The organism is Magnetospira thiophila, assembly GCF_054657015.1.
Genome location: NZ_BAAHXF010000001.1, coordinates 1024178 through 1050171, shown reverse-complemented (window position 1 = coordinate 1050171; position 25994 = coordinate 1024178). Strand labels below are relative to the sequence as shown.

General features: G+C 62.1%; 19 protein-coding genes and 1 tRNA gene. 11 read left to right on the top strand and 9 right to left on the bottom strand.

Annotated elements, in window-relative coordinates:
* The first annotated feature begins 11 nt into the window (after positions 1 to 11).
* Entirely contained in the window at positions 12 to 848 is an 837-nt protein-coding gene (locus ACYQ1P_RS05085) for a pentapeptide repeat-containing protein (protein ID WP_460019262.1), read from the top strand.
* 172 nt (positions 849 to 1020) lie between these two features.
* On the opposite strand, the gene ACYQ1P_RS05080 is transcribed toward ACYQ1P_RS05085, so the two are convergent.
* The 3 genes from ACYQ1P_RS05080 to ACYQ1P_RS05070 all read right to left on the bottom strand — a co-directional run bounded on the left by ACYQ1P_RS05080 (position 1021) and on the right by ACYQ1P_RS05070 (position 4027).
* Positions 1021 to 1097 (bottom strand) — tRNA-Ile (locus ACYQ1P_RS05080).
* A 72-nt stretch (positions 1098 to 1169) separates the two neighbouring features.
* The gene (locus ACYQ1P_RS05075) at positions 1170 to 2900 is read right to left on the bottom strand and encodes a chloride channel protein (RefSeq protein WP_460019261.1); all 1731 of its coding nucleotides are present in this window, start codon (positions 2898 to 2900) and stop codon (positions 1170 to 1172) included.
* A gap of 68 nt (positions 2901 to 2968) precedes the next feature.
* Complete coding sequence (locus ACYQ1P_RS05070; RefSeq protein WP_460019260.1) at positions 2969 to 4027, bottom strand: GGDEF domain-containing protein; 1059 nt, start codon at positions 4025 to 4027, stop codon at positions 2969 to 2971.
* Between the two features lie 250 nt (positions 4028 to 4277).
* On the opposite strand from ACYQ1P_RS05070, the gene ACYQ1P_RS05065 reads away from it, so the two are divergent.
* From ACYQ1P_RS05065 to metH, 5 genes are all read left to right on the top strand, one after another.
* Entirely contained in the window at positions 4278 to 5165 is an 888-nt protein-coding gene (locus tag ACYQ1P_RS05065) for a tetratricopeptide repeat protein (protein ID WP_460019259.1), read from the top strand.
* 30 nt (positions 5166 to 5195) lie between these two features.
* Positions 5196 to 5786, top strand: a complete 591-nt coding sequence (locus ACYQ1P_RS05060; protein ID WP_460019258.1) for an ABC transporter ATP-binding protein — start codon at positions 5196 to 5198, stop codon at positions 5784 to 5786.
* Positions 5783 to 6592 carry an ABC transporter permease gene (locus ACYQ1P_RS05055; RefSeq protein WP_460019257.1) on the top strand — a complete coding sequence of 270 codons (810 nt, stop codon included), beginning with the start codon at positions 5783 to 5785 and terminating at the stop codon, positions 6590 to 6592. Before ACYQ1P_RS05060 ends, ACYQ1P_RS05055 begins: the two co-directional genes overlap by 4 nt.
* Positions 6593 to 6641: 49 nt before the next feature.
* Complete coding sequence (locus tag ACYQ1P_RS05050; RefSeq protein ID WP_460019256.1) at positions 6642 to 8216, top strand: hypothetical protein; 1575 nt, start codon at positions 6642 to 6644, stop codon at positions 8214 to 8216.
* Positions 8217 to 8315: 99 nt separating this feature from the next.
* Complete coding sequence (gene metH, locus ACYQ1P_RS05045) at positions 8316 to 11786, top strand: methionine synthase (RefSeq protein ID WP_460019255.1); 3471 nt, start codon at positions 8316 to 8318, stop codon at positions 11784 to 11786.
* Between the two features lie 95 nt (positions 11787 to 11881).
* Here the strand turns inward: metH and ACYQ1P_RS05040 are convergent, their stop codons facing one another.
* Positions 11882 to 13261, bottom strand: a complete 1380-nt coding sequence (locus ACYQ1P_RS05040; RefSeq protein WP_460019254.1) for a ribulose-bisphosphate carboxylase — start codon at positions 13259 to 13261, stop codon at positions 11882 to 11884.
* Between the two features lie 226 nt (positions 13262 to 13487).
* Between ACYQ1P_RS05040 and ACYQ1P_RS05035 the strand changes: the two genes are divergently transcribed.
* The gene (locus tag ACYQ1P_RS05035; protein ID WP_460019253.1) at positions 13488 to 14402 is read left to right on the top strand and encodes a LysR family transcriptional regulator; all 915 of its coding nucleotides are present in this window, start codon (positions 13488 to 13490) and stop codon (positions 14400 to 14402) included.
* Positions 14403 to 14456: 54 nt separating this feature from the next.
* Here the strand turns inward: ACYQ1P_RS05035 and ACYQ1P_RS05030 are convergent, their stop codons facing one another.
* Entirely contained in the window at positions 14457 to 15719 is a 1263-nt protein-coding gene (locus ACYQ1P_RS05030) for a multiheme c-type cytochrome (protein ID WP_460019252.1), read from the bottom strand.
* A 215-nt stretch (positions 15720 to 15934) separates the two neighbouring features.
* Between ACYQ1P_RS05030 and ACYQ1P_RS05025 the strand changes: the two genes are divergently transcribed.
* Entirely contained in the window at positions 15935 to 17110 is a 1176-nt protein-coding gene (locus tag ACYQ1P_RS05025; RefSeq protein WP_460019251.1) for a NapC/NirT family cytochrome c, read from the top strand.
* A gap of 264 nt (positions 17111 to 17374) precedes the next feature.
* Here ACYQ1P_RS05025 and ACYQ1P_RS05020 read toward each other — a convergent pair whose 3' ends face one another.
* Genes ACYQ1P_RS05020 through ACYQ1P_RS05010 form a run of 3 tightly spaced genes read right to left on the bottom strand, consistent with a single transcriptional unit; the run spans position 17375 to position 22460 of the window.
* Positions 17375 to 18688 carry an MFS transporter gene (locus tag ACYQ1P_RS05020; RefSeq protein ID WP_460019250.1) on the bottom strand — a complete coding sequence of 438 codons (1314 nt, stop codon included), beginning with the start codon at positions 18686 to 18688 and terminating at the stop codon, positions 17375 to 17377.
* On the bottom strand, positions 18688 to 21024 hold the full coding sequence (locus ACYQ1P_RS05015) for a sensor domain-containing diguanylate cyclase (RefSeq protein ID WP_460019249.1): 2337 nt from the start codon (positions 21022 to 21024) through the stop codon (positions 18688 to 18690). The genes ACYQ1P_RS05020 and ACYQ1P_RS05015 overlap by 1 nt, the downstream gene beginning before the upstream one ends.
* Complete coding sequence (locus tag ACYQ1P_RS05010; RefSeq protein ID WP_460019248.1) at positions 21024 to 22460, bottom strand: PhnD/SsuA/transferrin family substrate-binding protein; 1437 nt, start codon at positions 22458 to 22460, stop codon at positions 21024 to 21026. The genes ACYQ1P_RS05015 and ACYQ1P_RS05010 overlap by 1 nt, the downstream gene beginning before the upstream one ends.
* Positions 22461 to 22640: 180 nt before the next feature.
* Between ACYQ1P_RS05010 and ACYQ1P_RS05005 the strand changes: the two genes are divergently transcribed.
* The 3 genes from ACYQ1P_RS05005 (at position 22641) to ACYQ1P_RS04995 (ending at position 25129) form a co-directional block, all read left to right on the top strand.
* Positions 22641 to 23324 (top strand): transglutaminase-like cysteine peptidase, encoded by a 684-nt coding sequence (locus ACYQ1P_RS05005; protein ID WP_460019247.1) that lies wholly within the window; start codon positions 22641 to 22643, stop codon positions 23322 to 23324.
* A 75-nt stretch (positions 23325 to 23399) separates the two neighbouring features.
* Positions 23400 to 24500 (top strand): IS5 family transposase, encoded by a 1101-nt coding sequence (locus ACYQ1P_RS05000; protein ID WP_460018622.1) that lies wholly within the window; start codon positions 23400 to 23402, stop codon positions 24498 to 24500.
* Positions 24501 to 24652: 152 nt separating this feature from the next.
* The gene (locus tag ACYQ1P_RS04995) at positions 24653 to 25129 is read left to right on the top strand and encodes a gamma-glutamylcyclotransferase family protein (RefSeq protein ID WP_460019246.1); all 477 of its coding nucleotides are present in this window, start codon (positions 24653 to 24655) and stop codon (positions 25127 to 25129) included.
* Between the two features lie 12 nt (positions 25130 to 25141).
* Here the strand turns inward: ACYQ1P_RS04995 and ACYQ1P_RS04990 are convergent, their stop codons facing one another.
* Positions 25142 to 25963 carry a 3'-5' exonuclease gene (locus tag ACYQ1P_RS04990; RefSeq protein WP_460019245.1) on the bottom strand — a complete coding sequence of 274 codons (822 nt, stop codon included), beginning with the start codon at positions 25961 to 25963 and terminating at the stop codon, positions 25142 to 25144.
* Between the last annotated feature and the right edge of the window lie 31 nt (positions 25964 to 25994).

The following is a 25994-nucleotide window of genomic DNA, read 5'->3' as shown; positions in this document are numbered from 1 at the left end:
AAAGAGAGCCCATGACATTGTCCCGCTCATTCATGATCCTGATGGGGTTCCTGGTGTCTGGCTGTGGCGCGACGGCCCCAGCCATGCCGGAGAGTCTTGAACAACTTTTGTCTCAAAAGGACTGCCAGTTTTGTGATTTGCGCTATGGAGACCTCAACGACCTCGACTTGTCCGGTGCCAATATCCGTGGCGCCTATCTGTTCGGACTGGATGCGGAGGGCACGAATTTCGCCAACGCCAACCTCGAAAGCGGCATGCTGTCGATGATCAATTTTCAAAACTGTAATTTGAACGGAGCCAGACTGGTCAAAGCGGTCCTGGAAAAAGCAGTTATCGCAAACAGTTCCCTGATCGGGGCGAACTTGAGATTTGCAAAGGCTACGGGCGGGCGCTTCGACCTTTCCGACATCAGCCATGCAAAATTGGATTCTGCTGATCTCACGGGTGCCAGCCTGGAACAGGTAACCGCCGATGAAGCCGACTTTCAAGGGGCAATCCTGAAGGGAGCCATACTCCACAATGCGCAGCTGCGGAACGCGCTAATGGATGGGGCTGACCTCAGAGGGGCCGACCTGCGCCACGCGGATCTTTCGGGCGCGGATTTGCAGGAAGCCGATTTAAGGGGCGCTGATCTCTCAGGTGCACGGCTGGAGGATACCGGCTTGACGCATGCAGACCTGAGAGGGGCAAATCTGAGGGGCGCAGTTTTTCAGGGCACCGACGTGCGGTTCGCGGACTTTTCCGGCGCCGATATGACGGGTGCTCGGTTGGAAAACGTGATTACGGGAGAAACGCGGGTATGCAAGGCGAAAATGGCCGATGGAACCATTGGCGTTTGTGCGGAGTAAATCAGGGGCGTCTTTCTAAGCCTTCCGCAAGGACTATGTCCGCCTGTTCGTGGACCGGGTCGAAGTGGATGACGGAGAAATCCGCATCTTCGGGCCAAAATCAGCCCTGGCAGCGGCGGCCCTGAAAATAACAAAGCCGGACACCGAACCGGTGCCCAGCTTTGTACCGAATTGGTGGGCCCGGCAGGACTCGAACCTGCAACCAGACCGTTATGAGCGGCCGGCTCTAACCAATTGAGCTACAGGCCCCCAGGGCAACCCGCCATCGAGGGAAGGGCACCCTACTGCAAGCCGCGATGGGCCTCAAGACCGGAATGGGGATTACCGGCGTTCCTCGATCCGCGCCTCGATCAAGCCGCGATTGTAAGAATCCATCACGTCTCGCAAACAGACCATGCCGAGGAAATCCCGACTTTCTCGATCCTTGACCACGGCCAGGATTTCCGCGTTCTGCTCGTGCATTAGCCGCAAAGTCCGTTCCAGATCATCCTCGGGACAGAGCAGCGGCGGAAAGCGCCGCGCCACGTCTGCGGCAATGATCAGATCGTTGAGCGACGGATCGAAGGCCGCCTCGCTCAGGTCGGCCAGGGTGATGGTGCCGATCAGCCGGTTGTCGGCATCGACGACAAACAGTTCGCCCTCCGAGGCCTTCTGAAGGGCAATCCGTATGGCGGTCAAGGTCGCGGCGAGGTCGATCACATCGGCCCGCTCCAGCATCACGCTTTGGACGCGCTGGCCGCGCAGAATACCGCGACAGAATCCGTCCTCCAGGTCAATGCCCCGGCGCACCAGCAGCGCATGAAAAAATGACTTTTCCTGCAATTGCTGCATGAGCACCGAGGCAATTACGGCCGCCATCATCACCGCCATGGTCAGGGCGTAGTCGCCGGTCAACTCGAAAATGATCAGGGTGGTTGAAATGGGCGCCCCCAGAATCGCCGAGGCCATGGCTCCCATGCCGATCAGCACATAGGCCTCGCCGCCCGCCGACAGGTCGGCGAAAAATCCGGCGGCGACGGCCCCATAGGCGCCGCCGATCAGGGCACCCAGCACCAGGGCCGGACTGAACACCCCACCGGCAAAGCCACTGCCGACACACAGGCTGGTGGCGCAGAATTTGGCAATGGCCAGGATCACCAGCATCTGCAAGGGGAACAGGCCGTTCAAGGCCTTGTCGGTGGTGCCGTAGCCGACGCCGAGCACTTCGGGAAACCACAGGGCAAGCCCGCCCAAGAGCAGACCGGCCAGCGCCGGACGACTCCAGCCGGGGAGCCGGGTGGCGTCGAACCCCGCTTCGACCCAGCGGGTGGTCAGGGTGAACAGCACCGCCACCAGTCCACAGATCAGCCCCAGCCCGGCAAAGGCCGGAAACTCGAAAAACGAGCCGATGGGATGGGCGCCGATGACGAAAGACGGAAAATCGCCATACATGGCTCTGGAGACCAGGGTGCCGGTCACACTGGAAATGACGATGGGAGCAAAGGCGCTGACCCCGTAATGGCCGATCACCACCTCGTTGGCGAACAAGGCCCCGGCCAGCGGGGCGTTGAAGGAGGCGGCGACCGAGGCGGCGACGCCGCAGCCGAGCAGCGTGCGGGCCAGACTGCGGGTCAGGCGCAAACGTTCGGCGATCCAGGCCCCGAGGCTGGCCCCCAGATGCACCGCCGGTCCTTCTCGTCCCATGGAAGCCCCGGTTCCCAGGGATGCGGCGCTGGCCAGGGCGGCCCCGAGTCCGGCCCGCAACGACATGCGACTGCCGCGCAGGGCGCAGGCCTCGATCACATCGGCGACGCCCTGGGGCCGTCCGTTGGGCATCGAGACATGGAGAAACAAGCCGACCAGCAACCCTCCCGCCGAGGGCACCAGCAGCACCTGCCAGGCGGGCAGCTGGCGCACCCAGTCGGCCAGATATTCGGTGTCGGAGCCGAAGCCCAGAATTTGAAACCAACCGATGGATTCGCGGAACAGCACCACCGCGCCGCCGACCAGCCCGCCAACCATCACCGCCAGCAGGGCCAGCAGCAACTGGTCATTGCGCAACAGCAGGCGCAAGGTCCGGAGGACATGGGAATATGTAATGTGCCGTGCCGTCATGCCATGGATACCAACCCTTCTCGAGTCTATCCGGTGACGGCGAGTTCCTCGGGCGTCAATTCATCTTCGCAGATCACCATATCCCGACCGCGCCCCTTGGCGGCATAGAGACAGGCATCGGCCCGGTCGACCATCTGGGTCAGGGGCTCGCCGTAACGGAACAGGCTGACCCCGATGGACACCGACAGGCGACCCATTTTTTTGCCGGTTTTGCGGTTGACCAGGGACTTGTTGCCGATTTTTTCACGCACCACCTGACCGACCGCTTTCGCCTCGACCAACGAGGTGCCGGGCAGAATAATGCCGAATTCTTCACCCCCGTAGCGGGCGGCGGTGTCCTTTTCCTGGATGCTGCCGGTCAGCACGGAGGCCAGAACCTTCAGCACCTGATCGCCGATCTGGTGGCCGTAGGTGTCGTTGAAGCGCTTGAAGTGGTCGATGTCGATCATCAATAGGCACAGATTGCCGCCGACCTCCATTGCCTCGGCGGCGGCGGTGCGCAGGGCGGAATCAAAGACCTTGCGGTTGGGAATGCCGGTCAGTCCGTCGGTCAGGGCCTCATGGCGCATCTTGTCCAGGTCGGACCGCAGCTGCTCGACCTGTTGGCCGGAGGCGGACAATTGTTTTTCCAGCGCCGCGTTCTGGCTTTCCATGGCGCGCGTCGCTTCGAGAATGCTGGCAATGGCCGAATTCAGGTCGCCGACTCCCTCGGCCTGGCTGATTTGGCGGGAGTGGGTTTCCAGGGTGGCACCATAGTCCTTGGCATTGCCCCCCATGTCGGTCAGATAGGACATGACCAGTGAAATCTGCGCTTCCAACTGGTCGCTGGCCGCGCGCATGGAGTCGCGCTCGTCGTCGACGGTAAAGAATTTGCGATGAATGTCGGCGTTGCGTTCCGGCGTGAATTCCTGGTTATTGTCGAGCAGGATATCCAGCGTGCGGCTGAGATCCGGCATGTCCCCCACCTGGTAGTGATACCAGACGGTGAAATTATTCGGAGTCGGCTCAATCTTGAGCTTCTGCAAGTGCTCGACTGTCGCCCGCGCCGTTTCGGCAACCTGATTGAAGTCGTCGGATGGACTCACGACCCGTTATCCCCCACCTATTGAAGCTCCAACAATACTGTGTTGTGGCTGAATTCCAAGTCTGAATCAGCCTACAAAGACGTTCTTCACGATGCTTTGAGCCCGGTGCCGTCCCTACCGTCAATCTTTGCGTGTGGCCAAGTCTCGCAAAACTCTGAAGAGTGGGTGGCAAAGAGACTTTAGTCGTTGTTCGGCAGGCGCGCGGGGCGTAGAATCTCATGGCCTTTCAATATAACAAGAGGAAGCCGTCATGATTAAAGCGGACATCAGAAAATCTGAAGCCGAGCGGCTGCTGCTCTCCGGGGATACCTCCGCTGCCCGCGACTCCTTGACCGAAGCCATTGAGCTGTACCGGAAGGCGGGAGACAAGGGAGGTCACGCCGAGGCGCTGATGGTGATGGGCCATCTGGAGCGCGATGCCGGGATCGTTTCCGCCGCCCGCCGGGCCTATGATCAGGCGGTGACCATTTTCCAAGCCTCGGGAGACGAGCGTGGCGAGGCCCAGGCTTTATTGGAATTGGGCGATCTGGCCCGCTCGGCGGAGATCTATGCCGAGGCCGAGGATTTTTACGACAGGGCGCGCAAACTCATGGCACAGACCGGAGACAGCCGCGGCGAGGCCAAGTGCTACAAGGGATTGGGCCATCTGGGGCGGCGCCAGGGGCGCGAGGATCAGGCCCTGACCGCCTATCAGAAAGCCTGTGAGCTTTACGGGGCGGTCGGCGACGACCTGGGCAAGGCCGTGGTGTTGAAACATGTGGGCCATATCGAACGCCGCATGGGGCGCCCGGATCTGGCCCACGAGGCCTATGACGAAGCGTTGGAAATCTTCCGTGACAGCGGCGACCACATGGGCGAAGCGGCGGTGCTGACCGGGATTGGCGAGGTGCAACGCAAGCTGGGGAATCTGCAAGGGGCGCGGGAAACCCTCGGGCAGTCCTTGTCCATCTGCACCGAAATGGGCGATCTGCGCGGCGAGGCCCATGCCCTGCTGGCCTTGGCCCGGCTGGAGGTCTCGCAGGACCTCAAACGGGCACGGGATCATTTCTCCCACGCCGCCAGTCTGTTTGATCGCGCCGGTGTGCCGCAGGTGCGCGACCATGTCCTGCGCGAACTCAAGGCTCTGCCTGCCGCCTAGAGCGGGCCAAAGTTGTCGGGCGGAGGGCCCATGCTTTCAGTTCAGGCTCTCCGCCGACCCGGCCTACATCCGGTCGACCTGACGCTGCTGCCCGGCCAATGTCTGGGGGTGAGCGGTCCTTCGGGATCGGGCAAGACCCTGTTGTTGCGCGCTCTCGCCGACCTGGACCCCAATGACGGCCAGGTCATGCTGGAGGGTCGCTTGCGGTCCGAATTCCCGGCCCCCGAATGGCGGCGCCGGGTGGCCTATCTGCCCGCCGAGCCGGGCTGGTGGGCGCTCCGGGTGCGGGATCATTTTACAAACCTAAGCCCGGATCTGCTGGAGGCCCTGGGCCTGTCCCCGGCCATCGTCGAGCGCAAGATCCTCAATCTGTCCACCGGGGAACGGCAGCGTCTGGCCTTGGCCCGGCTGTTGTTGCAGGAACCCTCGGTGCTGTTGCTCGATGAGCCGACTTCCGGTCTTGATCCAGACTCGACCAAGCGGGTCGAGGCGTTGTTGCAAGCACAGTTGCGGGAGGGGCGATCCATTGTGCTGGTCACCCACAACGCCGAACAGGCCGGCCGCTTGACCGATGTGCGATGGCGCATGGACAGCGGTCACCTGAGCGAGGTCGGGCCATGACCTATGTGCAACTGGATTATCTGGATATCGCGCTGGCTTCCCTGCTGCTGCTGATCAATGGCGGTCTGTCCATGCGTCTGCGTCTGGGGCTGGAACGCACGCTGTTGGTTTCCGCCCTGCGCATGGCGGTGCAATTGACCCTCATCGGCCTGGTGCTCACGCAATTATTCGCCTGGGTCTCCCCTTGGGCCACCGGGGCGGCGGCGCTGGTCATGGTGCTGTTCGCCGGGCGGGAAATCGCGGCGCGCCAGCACCACAAACTGCAAGGCTGGTGGGCTCATGGGTTGGGCTCGGGCAGCATGGTGCTGGCTGGCAGTATGGTCACGCTGCTTGCCCTGACCACCCAGATTCGCCCCGATCCCTGGTACGATCCGCGCTATGCGTTGCCGTTGTTCGGCATGATCATGGGCAACAGCATGACCGGGGTGGCGCTGGGGCTGGACCGGCTGCTGGCGGCAACGGTGCGCGAACGGGCCGCCATCGAGGCCCGGTTGGCCCTCGGCCATAATCGGTGGCAGGCCATGGAAACAGTGATGCGCGATGCCATGCGCGCCGGGTTGATGCCGATCGTCAATGCCATGGCGGCTTCCGGTGTGGTCTCCCTGCCGGGCATGATGACCGGTCAGATTCTGGCCGGGGTGCCCCCCACCGAGGCGGTGAAGTATCAATTGCTGATCATGTTTCTGATTGCCGGGGCGGTCGGACTGGGGGTGATGGTGGCGGTCTTGGGCGGCGTGCTGCGGCTCACCGACGAGCGTCACCGCCTGCGCCTGGACCGGCTGCGCGACAAGGAGCCGGGCGGTTGATCGCTAGGGCATCGGCTGCTAGCTTCGGGACGGAGCAGGGGGGAACGGCATGAAATGGATGTTGTGGGGCGGTCTGGCCGCGGTCCTGGCCATCGGGGGGTTCCTGGTGGTCGGTGTGCCGCTGCTCGAACCGATGATTCCGTCTGCCGCGCCGCCGGTCACGTCACCGGCCCCCCGGTCGGTCGGTCTGAAAGACACCGATGTCCCGGCATTGCGCCAATCGGTTGCCAAGACCAGCCGCGTCTGGCCGGATGGGAACAGTGTGCCGTTGCCGCGAGATCCGGTGGATTTTCAGTACCTGAGCCTCGAACTGCGGCCGCAGGACGCCGCCGTTGTCGGCCATCATCTGGCCGGTCTGCTGCGCGGCGTGGCCCATACGATGGTGCTGGTCGCCCGGGTCACCCTGGACGATGGGCGGGGCTTTCCCAGCCTGCCGATCCTGGTTTTGGAGCGACGCAACGCAGGGGCGGGCTATGACAGCCTGTTTCCCGCCGCTTCCGGGTTTCAGGGGCTGATGCCGCTGACCGCCGTCCGGGACAGCGGCACGGCGACGATCACCTTGAGCGTTCATCTGTTCGAGGGCGAGGACCCGGAGACGGCCCGCCGCATGGCCGAGACGGCGGCGCGGGTGCTGGCCCTGTTGCCGCCGGGGGATCGTCTGGCCCGCGCCGAGGAATTATCCGCCTTCCAGGGCGAATCCGAGGCCTTTATGGAGGGGTTGTCCACCCCGGCATCGCTGGTCATCGAGCCGCTGACCGCCTGGACCTTGCCGTTCGATCAGCCGGACACACCGTCGCTTCATCAGGCCACCTTCGCCGACCGGGACGGCTCTCCGGTGGCGACCTTCGATCTGCGGCTGACCGCCCAACCCTCCTTGTTGACGGAACAACCCGATCCCCTGTCCTTAGTTGCCGATGGACAGCATCCCATCGGCCAACTGTTGCACGAGGAACGCGACCTGACCGCCTATGCGCTGCACGCCACCGGGGCCGATCTGGAATTGGCCTGCGATTCCCTGTCCGGGGTGATGTCTGATCGCCTCGGTCTGTCTCCGGTCGATGCGGCGCTGGCCCTGCGTCCGTTGATGGCGGCCCGGGCGGCCCTGGGCGATGATGTCCAAGCCTGCGCCGAGGCTCCGGAAACCGTCCCCGTCCGTGCGTCCACGGTCGAGGATCGCAACCGGGTGCTCAACGGGTTGGCCGCCCTGTTGCGGGGCGGCGCCACCGGTACGGCGGCAAAGTTGTTTGCCGATCCGATCCGCCTGCGCGACCTGAGCGGTATATGGCTCAATGATAAACTGCCCGGGGTGTTGGGCAACGCGGCGGCACGGCTGCACATGGCCGCCGAGCGGGGTGAGGCGGCGCAAAGTCTGGCCGCTTTGTCGGTTCGTCGCATGGCCTGCTATCATCGCACCGATACCGGCGGGGCCGCCCTGCTGCAACTGGCCGACACCGGGGAACTGATGGTTCTCGACGCCGTTCTGCGCCCGGATGGCAAGGTCTCCGGCCTGTCTCTCGGACCGGTCGGGCAAGGCCGCTATTGCCGCGCCATTGCCGGTGGCGATTGCTATTTCGCCACCACCGAAACCCGCTTCGCCAACGTGGACCGGGGCCGATGCCGTTAGGAGAGGTGGGGCGGCGACTCCCCATTTGCGCCGGGGGCCGACTTTGTATAGGGTGCGGCCTCTCTGAATGGCTGAAAATTTCCGATAGGCAAGGGTGACATGGCGCATATTCTCGACGTTCTGCAAGAGCGGGTTTTGTTGTGCGACGGCGGCATGGGGTCGCGGGTGCAGGCGCTCGACCTGGACGTGGACAAGGATTTCTGGGGTCATGAGAACTGCACCGATATCCTGACCCGCGCGCGGCCCGACGTGGTGCGGCTGGTCCATCGCGGCTATTTCGAGGCCGGGTCGGACATGGTGATCACCAATACCTTCGGCACTTCACCGATCACCCTGGGTGAATTCGGGCTGACTGAAGAGGCTTTCGGGTTGTCCAAGGAAGCCGCCGAATTGGCCCGCGAGGTGGCCGAAGAATTCACCGATGGGCGTCAACGCTTTGTCCTCGGCGACATCGGTCCGGGGACCAAGCTGCCCAGCCTCGGCCATATCGGCTACGACGAGCTGGAAGCGGCGCTGGCCGTACAGGCCCAAGGCTTGGCGGCGGGCGGCGTCGATGCCTTCCTCATCGAGACCTGCCAGGACCCGTTGCAGATCAAGGCCGCCGTCAACGCCGCCAAGCTGGCGCGCGGTGACAAAAACATTCCCATTTTTGTCCAGGTGACCGTCGAGACCACTGGTACCTTGTTGGTCGGGGCTGACATTGCCGCCGCGACCACCGTGGTTCATTCCCTGGGCGTCGATTTAATGGGCTTGAACTGTGCCACCGGGCCACAGGAGATGGCAGAGCATATCAAGTGGTTGGCCGAGAACTGGCCGGGGTTGATCTCGGTGCAGCCCAATGCCGGACTGCCGGAACTGGTTGACGGGCAGACGGTCTATCCCCTGGGCGGCGATGAACTGGCCAAATGGGTCGAGCGTTTCGTTGAGGAAGACGGGGTGAATATTGTCGGGGGGTGTTGTGGTACCAACATCCCGCACATCCAGGCTCTGGACGCCATGCTGCGCCGCCGCGCCGGGTCCGACGCCCTCCGCCCGGCCCCGAAAACCCGCTCAGTGCATTGGGTGCCGTCGGTGGCTTCGCTCTATTCCCAGGTGCCGCTGCGCCAGGAAAACGCCTTCCTGTCCATCGGCGAGCGCTGCAACGCCAATGGCTCGAAGAAATTCCGCGAGGCTCAGGAGGCCGAGGACTGGGATGCCTGCGTCGCCCTGGCCCGCGATCAGGTGCGCGAGGCGTCCCATACCATCGACGTCTGCGCCGCCTTTGTCGGACGGAACGAGATTTCCGACATGACCAACCTGGTGACCCGGATGCGCGGTTCTGTCACCGCGCCCCTGGTCATCGATTCCACCGAACTGCCGGTGATCGAGACGGCGTTGAAGCTCTATGGCGGCAAGGCGATCCTCAATTCGATCAATTTCGAGGATGGTGAGGAACCCGCCGCCGCCCGGCTCAGGCTGGCCCGCAAGTACGGAGCCGCCGTGGTCGCCCTGACCATTGACGAACAGGGCATGGCCAAGACCGCCGACGAGAAATTGCGCATTGCCCATCGGCTGTATGATTTCGCGGTCCATCAACATGGTCTGCCGGCGGGCGATTTGTTGTTCGATCCGTTGACCTTCACCATCTGCACCGGTAACGAAGATGATCGCAAGCTGGCCATCGAGACCCTGGAGGGCATCCGCCGCATCCGGGCTGAATTGCCGGAATGTCAGGTGGTGTTGGGGCTGTCGAATATCTCCTTTGGGCTCAAGCTGGCGGCCCGCCATGTGCTCAATTCGGTGTTTCTGCACCATGCCCTGGAAGCGGGCATGACGGCGGCCATCGTTCATGTGTCGAAGCTGCGGCCGCTGCATACCATCGCCGCAGACGAAGTGAAGGTGGCCGAGGATTTGATCTTCGACCGCCGCACCAAGGGGTACGACCCGTTGCAGGAGATCATCGCCCAGTTCGCCGACCGCACCGCCGCCGAGGCCCGCGTCCGCGAGCGCCCGGAAACGGTGGAAGAACGGCTCAAGCAGCGCATCATCGACGGCGATAAGCAGGGGCTGGACGATGATCTGGCCGAGGCGATGAAAAGCTATCCGCCGCTGGAAATCATCAATACCCTGCTGCTCGATGGCATGAAGGTGGTCGGCGAACTGTTCGGCTCCGGGCAAATGCAGTTGCCCTTCGTGCTGCAATCGGCGGAGACCATGAAGGCTGCCGTGGCCTATTTGGAACCGCATATGGAAAAGGTCGAGGGCAGCCACAAGGGCACCCTGGTGCTGGCCACGGTCAAAGGCGACGTGCACGACATCGGTAAGAATCTGGTCGATATCATCCTGACCAACAATGGCTTCAAGGTGATCAACCTGGGTATCAAACAGCCGGTGCAGGCGATCATCGATGCCGCCAAAGAGCATCGGGCCGACGCCGTGGGCATGTCCGGGCTGCTGGTCAAATCCACCGTGATCATGCGCGAGAACCTGGAAGAAATGACCCGCCAGGGCCTGGACATGCCCATGCTGCTGGGCGGCGCGGCGCTGACCCGCAAATACGTCGAGACCGATTGCGTCGATGCCTATGGGGCCAAGCGGGTGGCCTATGCCCGCGATGCCTTTGATGGCTTGAACCTGATGAATCAGACGGTAGATGGCTCCCTTGATGGCCATCTGGCCGAACGGCAGACCAAGCGTGGGGCCAAGGACAGCGCCCTCCAGGTGCCCGACCAATCCCAACGCCCGGTGGATTGGGAAGAGGTCAAGACCCGCAAGTCGGAGCTGCACGCCAGTACCGAAGTGCCGACACCGCCGTTCTGGGGGGCGCGGATCATCGAAAAAATGGACCCCCGCGCCCTGGTGCCGTTCCTCAGCGAAACCATGCTCTATCAGTTCCAATGGGGCTTCAAAAAGGCCGGGCGCAGCCTGGACGACTGGAAGGCCTGGGCCAAGACCGAACTGACGCCAATCCTCAACCGCATGTTGGACCTTTGCGAAAAGGACAATATCCTCCAGGCGCAGGCCGCCTACGGCTATTGGAAATGCGCCTCGCAGGGCAACGAGGTGATTCTGTTTGCCGAGGACGGCAGCACCGAGGTGGGGCGCTTCACCTTCCCGCGCCAGAATCGCCAAGATGGTTTGTGCGTTGCCGATTTCTTCCGCGACGTGGACAGCGGGGCGCGCGATGTCATCGCCTTGCAAGCGGTGACCATGGGCCAAAGGGCTTCCGATGTGGCCCGCGACTGGTTCGCCGCCAACCGCTATCAGGATTATCTGTATCTGCATGGCCTGTCGGTGGAAATGGCCGAGGCGCTGGCCGAATACCTGCACAAACGCATTCGCGGCGAACTGGGCTTCGGCCATCAGGATTCCCGCGATCTGGCCCGCATCCTCAAGCAGGACTATCGCGGCGCCCGCTATTCCTTCGGCTACCCGGCCTGCCCCGACATGGCCCAGCAACACTTGCTGTTGGACCTACTCGGCGCCGACCGCATCGGCCTGCAAATGGCCGACGAGGACCAACTGCACCCGGAACAATCCACGGCCGCAGTGGTGGTGCATCACCCGCAGGCCCGGTATTTCGTGGTGTGAGGGGGGCGCCGTTCTCCACCGCCCAATAACCCCACAGAAAAAGCCCCCGCCGTGAGGCGAGGGCTTTTCCGTGTCAGGGAGCTGTGGGGTGCGTCTTACTTGTGCACGCCCAGCTTATCGCGCCAGCCCGGGAACAGCTTGTCGGCGTCGCCCGGGAAGCTCTCGAAGGCGCGCGCGAACTCTTTGTGTTCCTTGGCCCATTCGATGGGATCGGCACCGGCTTTCCAGCACTCGTAGGCCTGACGCAGGGAGATGGCACCCGCCGCCGGGCTGTCGATGTGGCCGTAAGAGCCGCCGCCCGAGGTGTTGATGACGTTGCCGTGACCCAGGTTCTCGAAGAAGCCCGGCAGACGCAGGGCGTTCATGCCGCCGGAGATGATCGGGGTGGTCGGCTTCATGCCTTCCCATTCCTGATGGAAGAACGGCCCATCGGCGCTGTCACGCTCGATCATGTAGGCGATGTTGCGGTCGTCCGCCTCGCCTTCCATCTTGCCGTAGCCCATGGTGCCCACGTGGATACCGGACGCACCCTGCAGACGGGACATCTTGGCCAGCACAAAGGCGGTGTAGCCGCGCTTGGCGGACGGCGACGTCACCGCCCCGTGACCGGCACGGTGATAGTGCAGGTACTGGTTCGGGAAGACGCGACGGGCGGTGGTCACCATGCCCGGGCCACCCACGTAGCCGTCGACCAGGAAGGCCACCTTGTCGGCGTCGGGGCCGAAGGTCTCCAGGATGAATTCGCCACGGGCCACCATTTCGTAATGGTCGTCGGCGGTGATGTTGGCGGAGAACAGCTTGGCCTGACCGGTTTCGTCCATGGCCCGCTTCATGGCATCATAGACCAGCGGGTAGACTTTCTTGGCCGGGCAGAACACCTGGTTGCCCTGGGGTTCGTCGTTCTTGATGAAGTCGCCACCAAGCCAGAACTGATAGGCCGCCTGAGCGAACGGCTCCGGACGCAGGCCGAGCTTCGGCTTAATGATCGTCCCGGCGATGTAACCACCGTCTTTGATCGGGCGACCGAGGATGCGCCACATGTCGGAGATGTCCTTGGACGGGCCATCGAACAGGCGCAGGTACTTCGGCGGCACATAGAAATCGAGCATCTTGGCATAAGCGATGTCGCCCATGCCCTGGTTGTTGCCAATGGCCAGGGTCAGGAAAGACACGATCATGGCCCGACCGTCGGTGATGTTGCGATCAAACAGGTCGATCGGATAGGCGATCTTCATGATCTCGCCCGCTTCGTCGATCTCATAGACAAGCGCGTCCACGCCCTTGGTGAAATCGTCGGTGGTGGAAACTTCCACGTTGGTGCCGGTGGAGGATTCAGCGGCGAAGTGGGCGGCGGCTTCCAGGTAGCCATAGCCGGCCTTCGGCTTCATCAGATAGGCGACGAGCACATGGTTGCCGCCTTTGTAAAGGTCGTCTTCCTTGAGGCTCAAATCGGCGTAACGATTAGACTGGTCCATAACGGATCCCCTTTGTTTGCTTCGTTTCGTTCGGTCGGACGTTAACCGCCGCGACCTATTCCCCATTCGCTTCTGGACGGAACTTCAAACCGGAACCCCCGTCAACTGAGTGGGAGTATAGGGAGGCCATAAACAAAATGGAATTGATTAATATTCATACATACTATAAATTATATTTATGAATTAGTGTTTTCACATGAACAACAGTATATAGTATCGTAGCGCCATGGCTCTGCATGCGACTTTACAGCAATTGCGCCTGTTCGAGGCGGTGGCCCGACTGGGCAGCATCACCCAGGCGGCCCGCGAGGTGCACCTGACCCAGCCCGCCGTATCCATTCAGGTGAAGCGGTTGGAAGAACATGCGGGCCTGCCGCTGTTCGATCAGGTCGGGCGGCGGCTGCATTTGACGGCGGCCGGGCGGGTGCTGTTCGAGGCCAGCCATGCGGTGCTGGAGCGCATGGCCGATCTGGACAATGCCCTGGACTCCCTGCGCGGTGAGGTGGCCGGGCCGCTGCGGGTCTCGGCGGTGACCACGGCGCAATATTTTTTGCCCCATCTGCTCGGAGAATTCGTCCGCCGTCATCCGCAAGTGCAGCCTTCCATGGCGGTGACCAACCGGGATTCCATGATCGGACGCCTGGAATCGCTGCTCGACGACATCTACATCATGGGACAGGTGCCGGAGCGTATCGACGTAGTCAGCACGCCCTTTTTGCAAAACGAGATCGTCATCGTCGCCGCGCCGAACCATCCCCTGGCCGGGTCCGGGCCGGTGGATCTGGAAACCCTGCTCGGCCAGCGCATTCTGTTGCGCGAACGTGGGTCAGGCACTCGACAAGCCTTCGAACGGCTGGTCTCCGAACATGGTCACACGGTCACCCCCTACATGGAGCTGGGCAGCAGCGTGGCCTTGAAGCAAGGGGTGATGGCCGGGCTCGGGGTGGCGGTGCTGTCGCGCCACAGCCTGACCCTGGAATTGGCCGTGAACCGGTTGACCGTGCTGGAGTGCGAGGGGTTCCCGCTGCATCGGCCCTGGTACGCGGTGCATCCGGCACAGCGCCAACTGCCGCTGGCTGTCAGTACCTTTCTGGAATTCCTGAAAACCGAAGGCCCGCAATTGGTCGCCGCCCTGACATGAAAAAGGCCCGGCAGGGAGTCCGCCGGGCCTCGATTTTCAGGACGTTCCGTCAGATCAGAGCTTCCGCTCCACCTTCATGAAGGCCTGCGGGGTGCGCAGGGGGTCGGGAATCTTGCCCTCCATGGCTTTTTGCAGGTTCGGCCACAGCAGATTGTAGTGGGCCTCGGCGCGCACGGCGGCCACACCGGCTGCCGGGATGTTGTAGGCCAGTTCACGCTTCTCGAACGGCTTCAGGCGATTGTCCGGACCCACCTTTTTGGCCACCGGCGGCAGGGTCGGCTTGCCTTCGTCGTCATGCAGTTCTAAGTGCAGATAGGCCTGGGGATCTTCTTCCGACGGGTTGGTCTTGTAGTTGCTCCAGACCTCGGCCCCCTCGGCATCCAGCGCCACGACCTTGATATAGAGTGTCCGGAACGGCGCGCCGGTCGGCATGGTATGCGGTTGCAGGTTTTCCAGATAGACCGTGGCCTTGACCTGATCGCCGACGGTTTCGGTGGCAACGTCGAGCACCATGGAACGCTTCAGCATGCCCATGTTGTGGCCGCCGCCCATGGAGTGATCGGCCAAGCCGTCGGTCAACGACATATGGCACGTCTGACAGGTTACCTTGGACCCGCCCTCGGCATATTCACTGCCGGTTTGACAGAGCGGCACGTTGTTGCCGTTGTTGCGTTGGTCGTGGCAGCCCATGCAGGCATCGGCGGTGCGGAACATCCGCGGCTTGCCCTCCAGCGGCATGTACAGGCCCTTGGATTCGGCCACATGGGGATTGTCGGTCTCGTCCATTCCGGGCAGGGCGTTCGCGTCGCCGCCGGACGTGAAACCGGACGGGCCGTTCAGGGTGTCGCCGCGCTCATAGGCCAGCATGCCGAGGCGGAACTTGCCGTCTTCGGTGCGAATGCCCTTGAAGGCACTCAGCGCGTGGCAGGCCGTGCAATTGACGCCTTCCTTATAGGCGGGCATGGCATCGGTCTTGGTGGCCTTGTCGATGGCCGCGTTGGGGGCGTGGCACAGCAGGCAGTTCGGGTAGTTGCCCTTCTTATCCAGCACGCCTTCCGCATGCGGGTCGCCGACCACGTTGCGATAGAAGGCATTGTGGATGGGGTCGCCCGACGCGGTGCTCTGGGCATGCATGGAGCCTTTCCACTGCTCGTAGATCTGTTTGTGGCAATCCTTGCAGTCCTCTGCGGAGACATGATTGAGCGGCACGGACTGTCCCCGAATTTCCAGGGCCTGTGCCCCCCAGGACAGCAACAAGATCGCGACAAAGGAAATCAGGGCTCCCATTCGGGACGCCTTGGCTTGCAGCGTATTCATTCGGTTCCTCCCCGTTGGCATGAAACATGTCATATTAATGACCAAGTATTCAACAAAACCTAAAAAGGCCCTTTGGAAAAAGTACTCTGGATGGTAAATGAATATTGACGCAGAAATCAAGGAAAAGTTATAAGATAGCAACTGGAATACTTATTATATTTATCTAATATGAAAGATTTATAATATACAGATCTCCAAACTGCGGGGGAGCAGTGATGCAGAAGCACGAGCGAAAGGTAAATCTGTGGCGCTGGCTGTGGCGGCCCAGTCGGCTGGCGGCGGCGACTCTGCTGATTTTCGGCGGATTGTTGGGGGTCTTCGCGACTGGCGGATTTGTCTGGTTCGTGGAATACAGCAACACTGAGGAATTCTGCATCGGCTGTCACGAAATGGGGCCGGTATACGAGGAATTCAAAAGCTCGGTTCATGCGGCCAACGGATCGGGTGTCGGGGCCGTCTGCTCCGATTGCCATGTGCCGAAAGCCTGGGGGCCGAAGATGGTGCGCAAGATCAGCGCCACCTCGGAATTGTATCACAAGATCATGGGCACCATCGGCACCCCGGAAAAATTCGAGGAAAAACGCCTGTCCATGGCCGAAAACGTATGGCGGAAAATGCAGGCGACGGATTCTTCCGAGTGCCGCAACTGTCATTCCTGGGATCGCATGCTGTCGGACAAACAACGGGAAAAGGCCCGCCACCGCCATGCCCAGGCCAAGGCGCGGGGAGAGACCTGCGTCGGCTGTCACAAGGGAATCGCCCATAAACGTCCGGATGTCGAACCGGCCATCGCCGCCGCCCGCGCCGCCCTCAATCAGACCGCCGGGCAGGCCATGGCGCAGGCCAAAACCCTGTACCCGGTGCGCACCATCGAACTCTACGGGGATGCGGCGGGAGCCGCGACGCTGGGTTCGGTGCTCGCCGCCGCACCGCTGGAGGTCCTGGAGCAGACCCCCGATGCCTTGCGGGTCCGCGTGGCCGGATGGCAGGAAATGGGCAAATCAACGGTGGTCTTCGCCGACAAGGGACGGCGTCTCTATCGCCTCGGCCTGCGCAAGTCGGCCCAAAGCCACCTGAAGGTGGAACCGGCCCGGGCGGTGGGCAACTGGACCCCGGTTACCCTGGAAGGCTGGGTGCGCCGGGACAATCTGGTGGCCGATCCGCAAGCGATCTGGACCTTTGCCGAGCGGCTGTATGAATTGCAATGCGGACAATGCCATATGGCCTATCCCGCCGACTGGTTCGCCGTCGATCAATGGCCGGACCTGCTCAAGGCCATGAAGCCGATGGTCGAGTTGGAAAAAGAGGATCATCGACTGATTCAGGTCTATCTGCAAAGCCATGCGCCGCTGGAGAATCAGACCGCCGACGCCACCCCGGTGAAGCCGTAATTCAGGAGGATATCCCAGATTTTCCTTGCCATCCCGTCTTTAAATTAGTATAATCTAATATAGTGATATAAGACGAGTGACGCGATGGGTCCCGAGAGTCGATCTCCGACCCACCAGCGGACGGCAAATAAGGAGATAAAGATGTCCGCTTTCATTTGGTATGCTCTGTTTTTCGGCCTGATCGGTGTGGTCGGATGGATGCTCTATCTGGCGACGCGCAATCTGTTGTGCGTGACCGGAATCATCCACGGCTGCAAATAGAGCTCAGTTGGGGTCGTCCCGGGAGAGGCGGCGGCGTAACTGCCAGACCATCCCGGCGATACCCAGGTTGCACAAGCCCACCCCCAGAAACAGCTCGGTGACCGTCCCGCCCGCGCCCAGAAGGGCGAGGGTGGCAAGGGCGGAGGCAACCATGAACAACGCATTGAGCACGTTGTTGGCCGCCACCGTCCGCGCCCGGTGACGGCTTTCGGTGCGGGTCTGCATGATGGCGTAGAGGGGCACGATGAACAGGCCCCCGGCCACCGACAAACCGACCAGATCGGCAACGATACGCCAATGGCGGACCTCGGAAAGAAAGGCCGCCACCCCGATCAGGGACCTGGGGTCCGTCTCGCCGGGGCTGGCAAAGTAGAGATCGGCGCAAAACAAGGATAGAGCCAGGGCGGCCCAGGGCAGATGGGTGGCGCGCACCCGCCCGCCCAACAGCTTGTTGCAGAGCAGCGAGCCGAAGCCGATGCCGATGGAAAACAGGCTGAGGAACAGGGTCACCACCCCCTCGTCGGCCCCCAGGTGCAGCTTGGCAAAATTGGGAAACTGCACCAGGAAGGTGGCCCCGACCAGCCAGAACCAGGATATCCCCAACACGGCCATCAACACCGAGGGTTCCCCGAACAGATGGCGCAGCAAATCCGCCGTCGCCTTGACGATGTTCAAGGAAACACGCAGCTCCGGCACCGCGGCGGGGGCGTCCGGGATGTGGCGGCTGCTCCACCAGCCGACGGCGGCCAAAAACACCACCAGACCGCCGGTGACGTAGGTTCCCCAATCGCCGAGGATCAGCAAGGCTCCGGCGATGGTGCCCAGAAGAATGGCGATGAAGGTGCCGGTTTCCACCAGACCGTTGGCGGCGATCAAATCCCGTTCCTCCAGGTGGTCCGGCAGAATGCCGTATTTCAGGGGGCCGAAAAACGCCGACTGGCTGCCCATCAGAAAGAGTACGCCGAGCAGCATGGGGGCCTGTTCCTGGATGAGCGCCACGGCTCCGAGGCCCATGATTGGAATCTCCGCCGCCTTGACCCAGCGGATCAGGCGGGCCTTGTCCATCCGGTCGGCCAACTGTCCAGCCGTGGCGGAAAACAGGAAAAACGGCAGGATGAAAAGGCCCCCGGCCAGGGTGACCAGCAGTTTGCCATCCACCCCCTGGGCCTCGGCCAGCCGGTAGGCGATGAGCACGGCCAAGGCGTTCTTGTACATATTGTCGTTGAAGGCCCCGAAAAACTGGGTGACGAACAACGGCGCGAAATGGCGACGGCGCAGCAGCGGCCACAGGGACGAAGACGGGACGGGCAGGGACATCAGGGTTCTTTCACCACCACCATGTTGCGTCCGCCATGTTTGGCTTCGTACAAGGCGTCGTCAACCCGTTTGAGCAGGGCTTCTGAATCGTCGGTGGGTTTCATGATGGTGGCCCCGAAGCTGGCGGTTACCCGACCGGCCCGGAGAAAACTGTGCCGTTCCAGGCTGGCGCGCAGGTTCTCGGCAATGCGTCGGATGATCGCCAGGTTGGTATCGGGGGTCAGAATGATGAATTCCTCGCCTCCCCAGCGGGCCAGAACATCGCTGCGCCGGGTCCGGGCGCGGATCACATCGGCGGTTTCCTGGAGCACCGAATCCCCGGCATCGTGTCCTCGGGTGTCATTGATCTCCTTGAAGTGATCCAGATCGAACATGATCAGTCCCAGAGCCTGACCGCTGCTACGGCTCTGCTGCATGTGACGGGTCAGTTCGAGATCGAACTTCAGGCGGTTGCAGGTCTGGGTCAGGGAGTCCCTGGTGGCCAGTTCTTCCAGTTCGCTGCGTTCCTGCACCTGGGTCGTCACGTCGCGGTGGGTTTCGATGATCTGCGTCACATGGCCGTGCTCGTCGAAAATCGGCGAGGCGACCAGTTCCACATAAAGGGGATGTCCCTTGCTGTCGAAATGGCGATGGATGACCCGACAGGTTTTTTTCGAATCCAGAATGGTGCTGATCGGGCAGGGGTCGTCCGCCCCCTCGCAAGGCTGATCGCTGTTGTGCGAAAGCTTGTGGCAAGGCAGCGGCAGCCCCTCGGCATCGGTCATCGGACCGTAAATTTCCAGCGCCGCCCGATTGGCGAACGTCAGCGCGTGGGTCTTCGTGTCGATGACCAGAGTGGCATCGGGGGTGCTGTCGAGGACCTTTTGCACATATTGGCCGGTTTCTCGAAGATGAAGTTCCGCCAATTTGAGATCGGTGATGTCATTGACATAGCCGTGGTAGTGGGTGATCTGGCCGGTGTGGTCGCGCAAGGCGGTGGTGGTGTCGCGCAGCCAGCGCAGGCGGCCCTGGCCGTCCACCACCTGATAGGGCTGACGCTCGATCCAATGCTGACCGTCCTGGGTCAGGGCGCGGGTTTCCTCGGTAACCTGAGCCAGAAAGGCGGGGGCGATGATGCTGGTATAGGTGATGTCGCGGTTGAGGAACTGATCAACCGAATAGCCGAGCACCGATTCCACGTTGGCCGACACGAATTCCACCGGCCAACCGAATTGATTGAGCCATTTGAACACCACCGTCGGCCCGCCGATGAAGGCATCGCGCTCGGCCTGGATTTCCGCATGCAGGGCGGCGACCTGGGTCTCCGAGAGCCGCTTCCTGCGGGCGTAATGCAGGGTCAGGGCCACGCCCAGCCCATAGACCCCAAGCAACATAAAATAAACAGGAATGCCCTGTGTTCGGCGCTGCATTCGAAGATTTTTCAGATAAGCCGCCGGAATACGCAGCCCGAGAATCCAGCCGCATTCCCGGCAGTCCTCGGCCTCCTGTCCATCACGCCTTTCGACAAAATGAGACAGCCGTCCGATGATGTGCAATCCCTGGGCGTCGCTGACTCTCAGTAAAGGTTCCCGAGCCAGTTGCTGCCATAAAGCCGGTGATTGTTTGGCCAGGGTCAAATCGGCACCGTCGGCGAACATGAAGCCCCATTCATCTTCCCGGTTGGGGCCAAGCATATAGAAACCCTGGGCATTGGTCAGCAGGGCCTGCCCGGGAAAGGTGGTGGAAGCGTGCCGCAGTTCATCGAGAATGCGGCGTCCCAGATAGTTGAGCACCAGGACCCCGACCTTTCGGCCCTCGGCATCGAACAGCGGCTGGGCGAAGCGAATCATCGGTTTGAGCGGCAGTTCGATACGACGGTGCTCCTGATTTAAATCAAACACCGAGGTATAGATTTGCCCCGCCGACAGCTTGACCGCCTCCTGAAAATACGGACGGTGGCTTTTGTCCTGGAGGGTCTCGGGGGGGATGATCTCGGACGATCCTGCCCGATAATCCACCCGAGCCCGCTCCTGTCCCGACAGGTCGAGCAGACGGATCTGGTCATAGATCCCTTTTTGCTCGACGAAGCGCTGAAAGTTCAGGTTGATCGCCAACGGCACCGGGGACTCGCGGGCTGCGGCGTCGATCAACTCGGGCTGGGTGGCCAGATAGCGCAGGTCCGAACGCGCCTGATGCAATTCCAGCAGGATATGATCCGCCATGTGGTTCAGCAAGAACTGGGCATCACTGAACAGTTGGCTCTGGGTTTGTCGCATGTCCTGGCGCAGCAGGGCCTCCGAACCCAAACCGAGACACACCGCTCCGATCAGCAGGGCGAGCAGAAATCGGCGGATCATCAGGTCGCGGACCTCCCTCTGTCCTGGGTCGGCATCGCCACCAGAATGATAAACCGGATGTTCGCGTAATCATCGCGTGCGGTGGAGGCGCTGACCCGAACATGGATCACATCCTGCGTCTTGGTAACCCAACGCTGGTGCAGATCCAGTTGCGCTTTCAGACCATCCTTGAGGTCGTTCAACTGGGCAATGGCGGCGGCCAGTTCCTCGGCATGGGGCAGATGATTGTAGTTCAGGCCGTTCAATTCAGAGGCGCTGAATCCGGTCAGGGCGCTGAACGCCTGATTGACCCGCAACATGTCGCCCTCGGGGGAGATATGGGCGATCCCTACCGGGGCCTGATCGAAGGTCGAGCGGTATTGCTGCTCGGTCCGTTGCAGGGCCTCCTGGTGGCTCCGCAGGGTCCGGTTGAGGCCCAGGATGCGGATCACCATGAAGGTCTGCAAAAGCAATACCGCAGCGACCAGCAGCAGCCAAGGCCAATAGGCCCAGAACGCGGCGGCGGGCGAAATCAGGCCAAACCATTCGTAGGGTTCGAGCTTCAGTTCCTGCAGAATTTCATGCACCGGCTGATAGTTTTCGGGGATGGTCCAACCGGCGATGAGCGATCTTTGGGCAGCCTCATCCGTCGGCTCCATGGCCATCAGCGCCAAAGCCACCTCTTTGGCCAGATCGCGCGAAACATGGGACAGCTTGGCGATCGGCCATTCGGGGTAGAGGCGGCTGCTTGACAGGAAGGGAAAGTCCGCGTGGCTGCGTTTGCCGACCACTCGAAAATCGGCCAGATCCAAACGTCCCTGGGCGGCCATGCGTTCGAGGGTGTCGGTGCGCACGATTCCCACCTCGGCCCGGCCATCGGCCACCGCCTCGACCACTGCCTCGTGGGTTTCAAGGTATTTCAGGTCGGCGAAATCGTCCGCACCGATGCCCACTTCCTTCAGTTCCCGCAGCGCCATGATCCAGCCGCCCAGCGACGAAGGGTGGACGCCCACCACCCGGCGATGGGCCAAATCCCGAAGATTGGTGATCTCGGGGTGCTGGCGCGAGGTGAAAATCAGGCTGCCGAAACGGCTGACCGGCTGCCCCGACGCCGCGCGGTTCTTCAGGGTCAACAGACGCTGCACCCCGAAACGAACCGATAATTTCACATAGATGGCTGAATTCATGATGACGAAATCGACCAGCTTGTTCCGCACCACCATGGACACTTCGTCGAACAGCACCGGGACCACCCGGAAGCGGTGCTCGGGAAGGACCCGATTCAGGTAATCGGCGGTGGGCTGCCATTGTTGCAGGGTCGCCTCGATGCCGCCCTTGGCCAGCACGCCAATGGAAATTTCGGCCGCCCGGGCTGGTGGGGACGTCAGGAGACCAACAAGAAGCAACAACAGCCCCAACAGGGTGCGCAATCCGCTCGCTCCGGCATGGTGTTTCAAGGGGCCCCCTCGGTTTCAGGCTTCGAGACTGGACGATGATTGTGGCGTTGTGCGGGGGTGTCTACAAGAAAAAACACCCCTTATGTATGATGAGTGCCCGACCGTCCCCGGTTGTCAAAATTTCGCGATCCCTGTGGGCAGTCCCTTGCCCCTTTGCGGTTTCGGTGTATCTTTTAGCCCATGAGAACATGGCATCCCATTGCTGTCGTCGGCCTTGCCCTGATCCTCGTTGGCGGAGGAGGTGCGACGCGCCCCTTTGCACATGTGGCCAAGGCGGCCGCCGAAGCCTCGGCCAAGGCCGAGCCCGGCGTTTTCAAGTCCACCGAGGTTCGCTCCAGCAACTTCAAGCCGTTCAAGAAATGGCAATCGGCCATTGAGCGTTACCTGGAACAGGCCAAGACCAAGGAAGGCCCCTGTACCGAAACCAAGCTCAATCGCTGCCTCTATAACCATTGGATGGCCTACCTGGACGAAATCCGCGGCCTCGACAAGATGGAGCAGCTCAAAAAAGTCAACCGCTACATGAACCAGCGGAGCTATATCACCGATCCCAAGAACTGGTCCCAGAAGGATTTTTGGGCCACGCCGGGTGAGTTCCTCGACAAGCGCGGCGACTGCGAAGACTATGCCATCGCCAAATACATGTCCTTGAAGAAACTGGGCTTCGACGAGATGTCCCTGCGCATCATCGCGGTCAAGGACGAGAACCTGAAGGTCGGGCACGCCATTCTCGGCGTCTATCTGAATGGCAAGATCTACATCCTCGACAATCAGGTCAAACAGGTGACCGAGGACACCTCCATCCGTCATTACACGCCGGTATTCTCCATCAACGAGAAATATTGGTGGCGGCATCGGCGTTAACAGGCTGCGGAAAAACTCTTCCCTTTGACGACCGGGTATGATTCGATTCCTCCTGAAAGCGACAGGGGGGGCGAGATGCGTGGCAGCGACGTTTGGACGGAGAGCCTGTTTTCGTATGTGAGTTGCGAGGCGCGGGTTCCGGCGAGCCATCCGCTCCGACCGATCCGGGCCATCGTCGATGAGGTGCTGGAGGTCCTGTCGACGGATTTCGAGGGGATGTACGCGAAGGTGGGTCGCCCCTCGATCCCGCCGGAGAAGCTGCTCCGTGCCCTGCTGTTGCAAGCCTTCTATTCGATCCGCTCCGAGCGGCAGTTGATGGAGCAGGTCGGCTACAACCTGCTGTTCCGCTGGTTCGTGGGGCTGTCGATGGATGCGCCGGTGTGGGACGTGACGGTGTTCACCAAGAATCGCGACCGGCTGTTGGAAGGCGAGGTGGCGACCAAGTTTCTGTCGGCGGTGGTGGCGCAGGCGCGTGGCCGCGACCTGCTGTCGGACGAGCATTTCTCGGTGGACGGGACGCTGATCGACGCCTGGGCCTCGATGAAGAGCTTCCGGCCCAAGGATGGCGGCGATCCGCCTCCGGGGCCGGGGCGCAACGGCGAACGCGATTTCCGCGGCGAGAAGCGCTCGAACCAGACCCATGCCTCGACCACCGATCCCGACGCCAAGCTGTACCGCAAAGCCAACGGCCAATCCTCGCGCATGGCCTTCATGGGCCACGTGTTGATGGAGAACCGCAACGGCCTGGTGGTCGGCGCCATGGTCACCCGGGCCACCGGCACCGCCGAGCGCGAGGCGGCCCTGTCGCTGGTTGATGGCTTGGCCGCAAAGGGCCGCATCACCCTGGGCGCCGACAAGGCCTACGACGTCCGCGAATTCGTCCGCGATTTGCGGGTCCGCAAGGTCACGCCCCATATCGCCCGGAACGAGCAGGTGACCGAAACCGGTGACGTGCGCCGCCGTAGCGCCATTGATGGCCGCACAACCCGCCATCCCGGCTACGCCATCAGCTTGCGCATCCGCAAGCGGATTGAGGAGGTCTTCGGCTGGGCAAAGACCACCGGAAATTTGCGCAAGACCCGCCACAAGGGCACCGACCGCGTCGACTGGGTCTTCACCCTGACCGCCGCCGCCTACAACCTCGTCAGGCTGCCGAAGTTGATGGCTGCGGCATGACGATACCCGGACTCTGCCTCAAATCGGCAGAGTCCGGGGAAACCGGCCGCAAAAGCGGCCCGCACCCCCTCGCCGAGGCCACTGAATGGCACCGACCGATGGGGAAAGGGGCCGACCTTCCGCGTTTTTCCGCAGCCTGTTAAAGCCGCGCCATGCGCCGTCGCCAGTTCTTCAAGCCCCTGCCCCCGTCCCTGACGGGGAGCGTTCCGCCCTCCCGCGGCCCGGCTCCTGCCGAGTCCGACCTGTTCGTTTACGGCACCTTGCGCAAGGGGCAGAAAAATCCCTTCGCCGCCCGACTGGCCGGGCAGGGACGATGGATCTCCGAGGGGACCCTGCAAGGCCGTTTGTACGAGTTGGGCGGCTATCCCGGCGTCGTCGACTCCGCCGATCCGCAGGATCGGGTGTTGGGCGACGTCTTCCGAATCCCGGCGTTCGGGAACTTGTTGCGCTGGCTCGATGCCTACGAAGGCTGCTCGCCGCGCCACCCCCGCCCACACGAATACCGACGCCAGCGGGTCCCCGTGACCCTGAGCGACGGCACCGTCCGGCACTGTTGGTGCTACCTGTACAACGGAGCCACCGAGGGCCTGAAGCCGATCCTCTCAGGCGATTATCTGTCAGGGCGGTGAGGGCGCGCTTGCTTACCGCCTTTCCGTGAGGGCCGCCCAGGCCGCCACGAATTCTCCCAGGTGTGGGCGTTCGGCGGCTTCGGCTTGGAGGTAGGACAACACATCGGCTACCGCCCGGTCGTGGCCGTCGGGGGTCATCCAGCCGCGATGCAGCATGTGGCGCAGATAGACCAGATAGGTATTGAGCACATCGGTTTCGCAATAGTCGCGGATGCCCTGGATATCGCCATTGTCGTAGGACTCGGCGACCTTGGAGCCGTCCATGCCCAGCTTGCCGGGCAGTCCGAGCACGGCACAGACCTCGTTCAGCTTGACCCGCGCCGAAGCGCCGTAATCGGACAGCACCTCCATCAAATCGCAATGCCAATCGTCGGAATAGCGGCTGGTATAGCTGTTCCACTTGTCGCCGGATTGGTAGAGGTAGGGCGCGCTGATGCCGTGCACCATGGCCCGGTACCGGAGCACCGGCAGGTCGAAGCCGCGCCCGTTGAACGACACCAGCCGGGATTTCTGCTTTTCGATAAACTGGAAAAACCCGGCCACCAGTTCGGCTTCGGTCGATCCCGCATCGCCGCCGGAGCGCAGTTCATGCAGATAGAACTGCTCGTATTTGGCGTCCCGCTCAATCTCGGCGCGCAGGAAGGAAATGGCGACGACCTTGTGAAAGGGCTGACGGGGAAAGGCGTTGCGCCCGTCGGTGATTTCCAGGTGATAGCGGGTCAGTTCCTCGCGCCGGGCCTCGATATCCGGGTCGTCGAATCCGGTCAGACTGGGCACGGCGTCCGTGTCGGGCACGGTCTCTATATCGAAAACCAGCAGGCTGCGATGGGTCATGACGTCTTCTCCCCGGAGGTGCAGCCTGTTA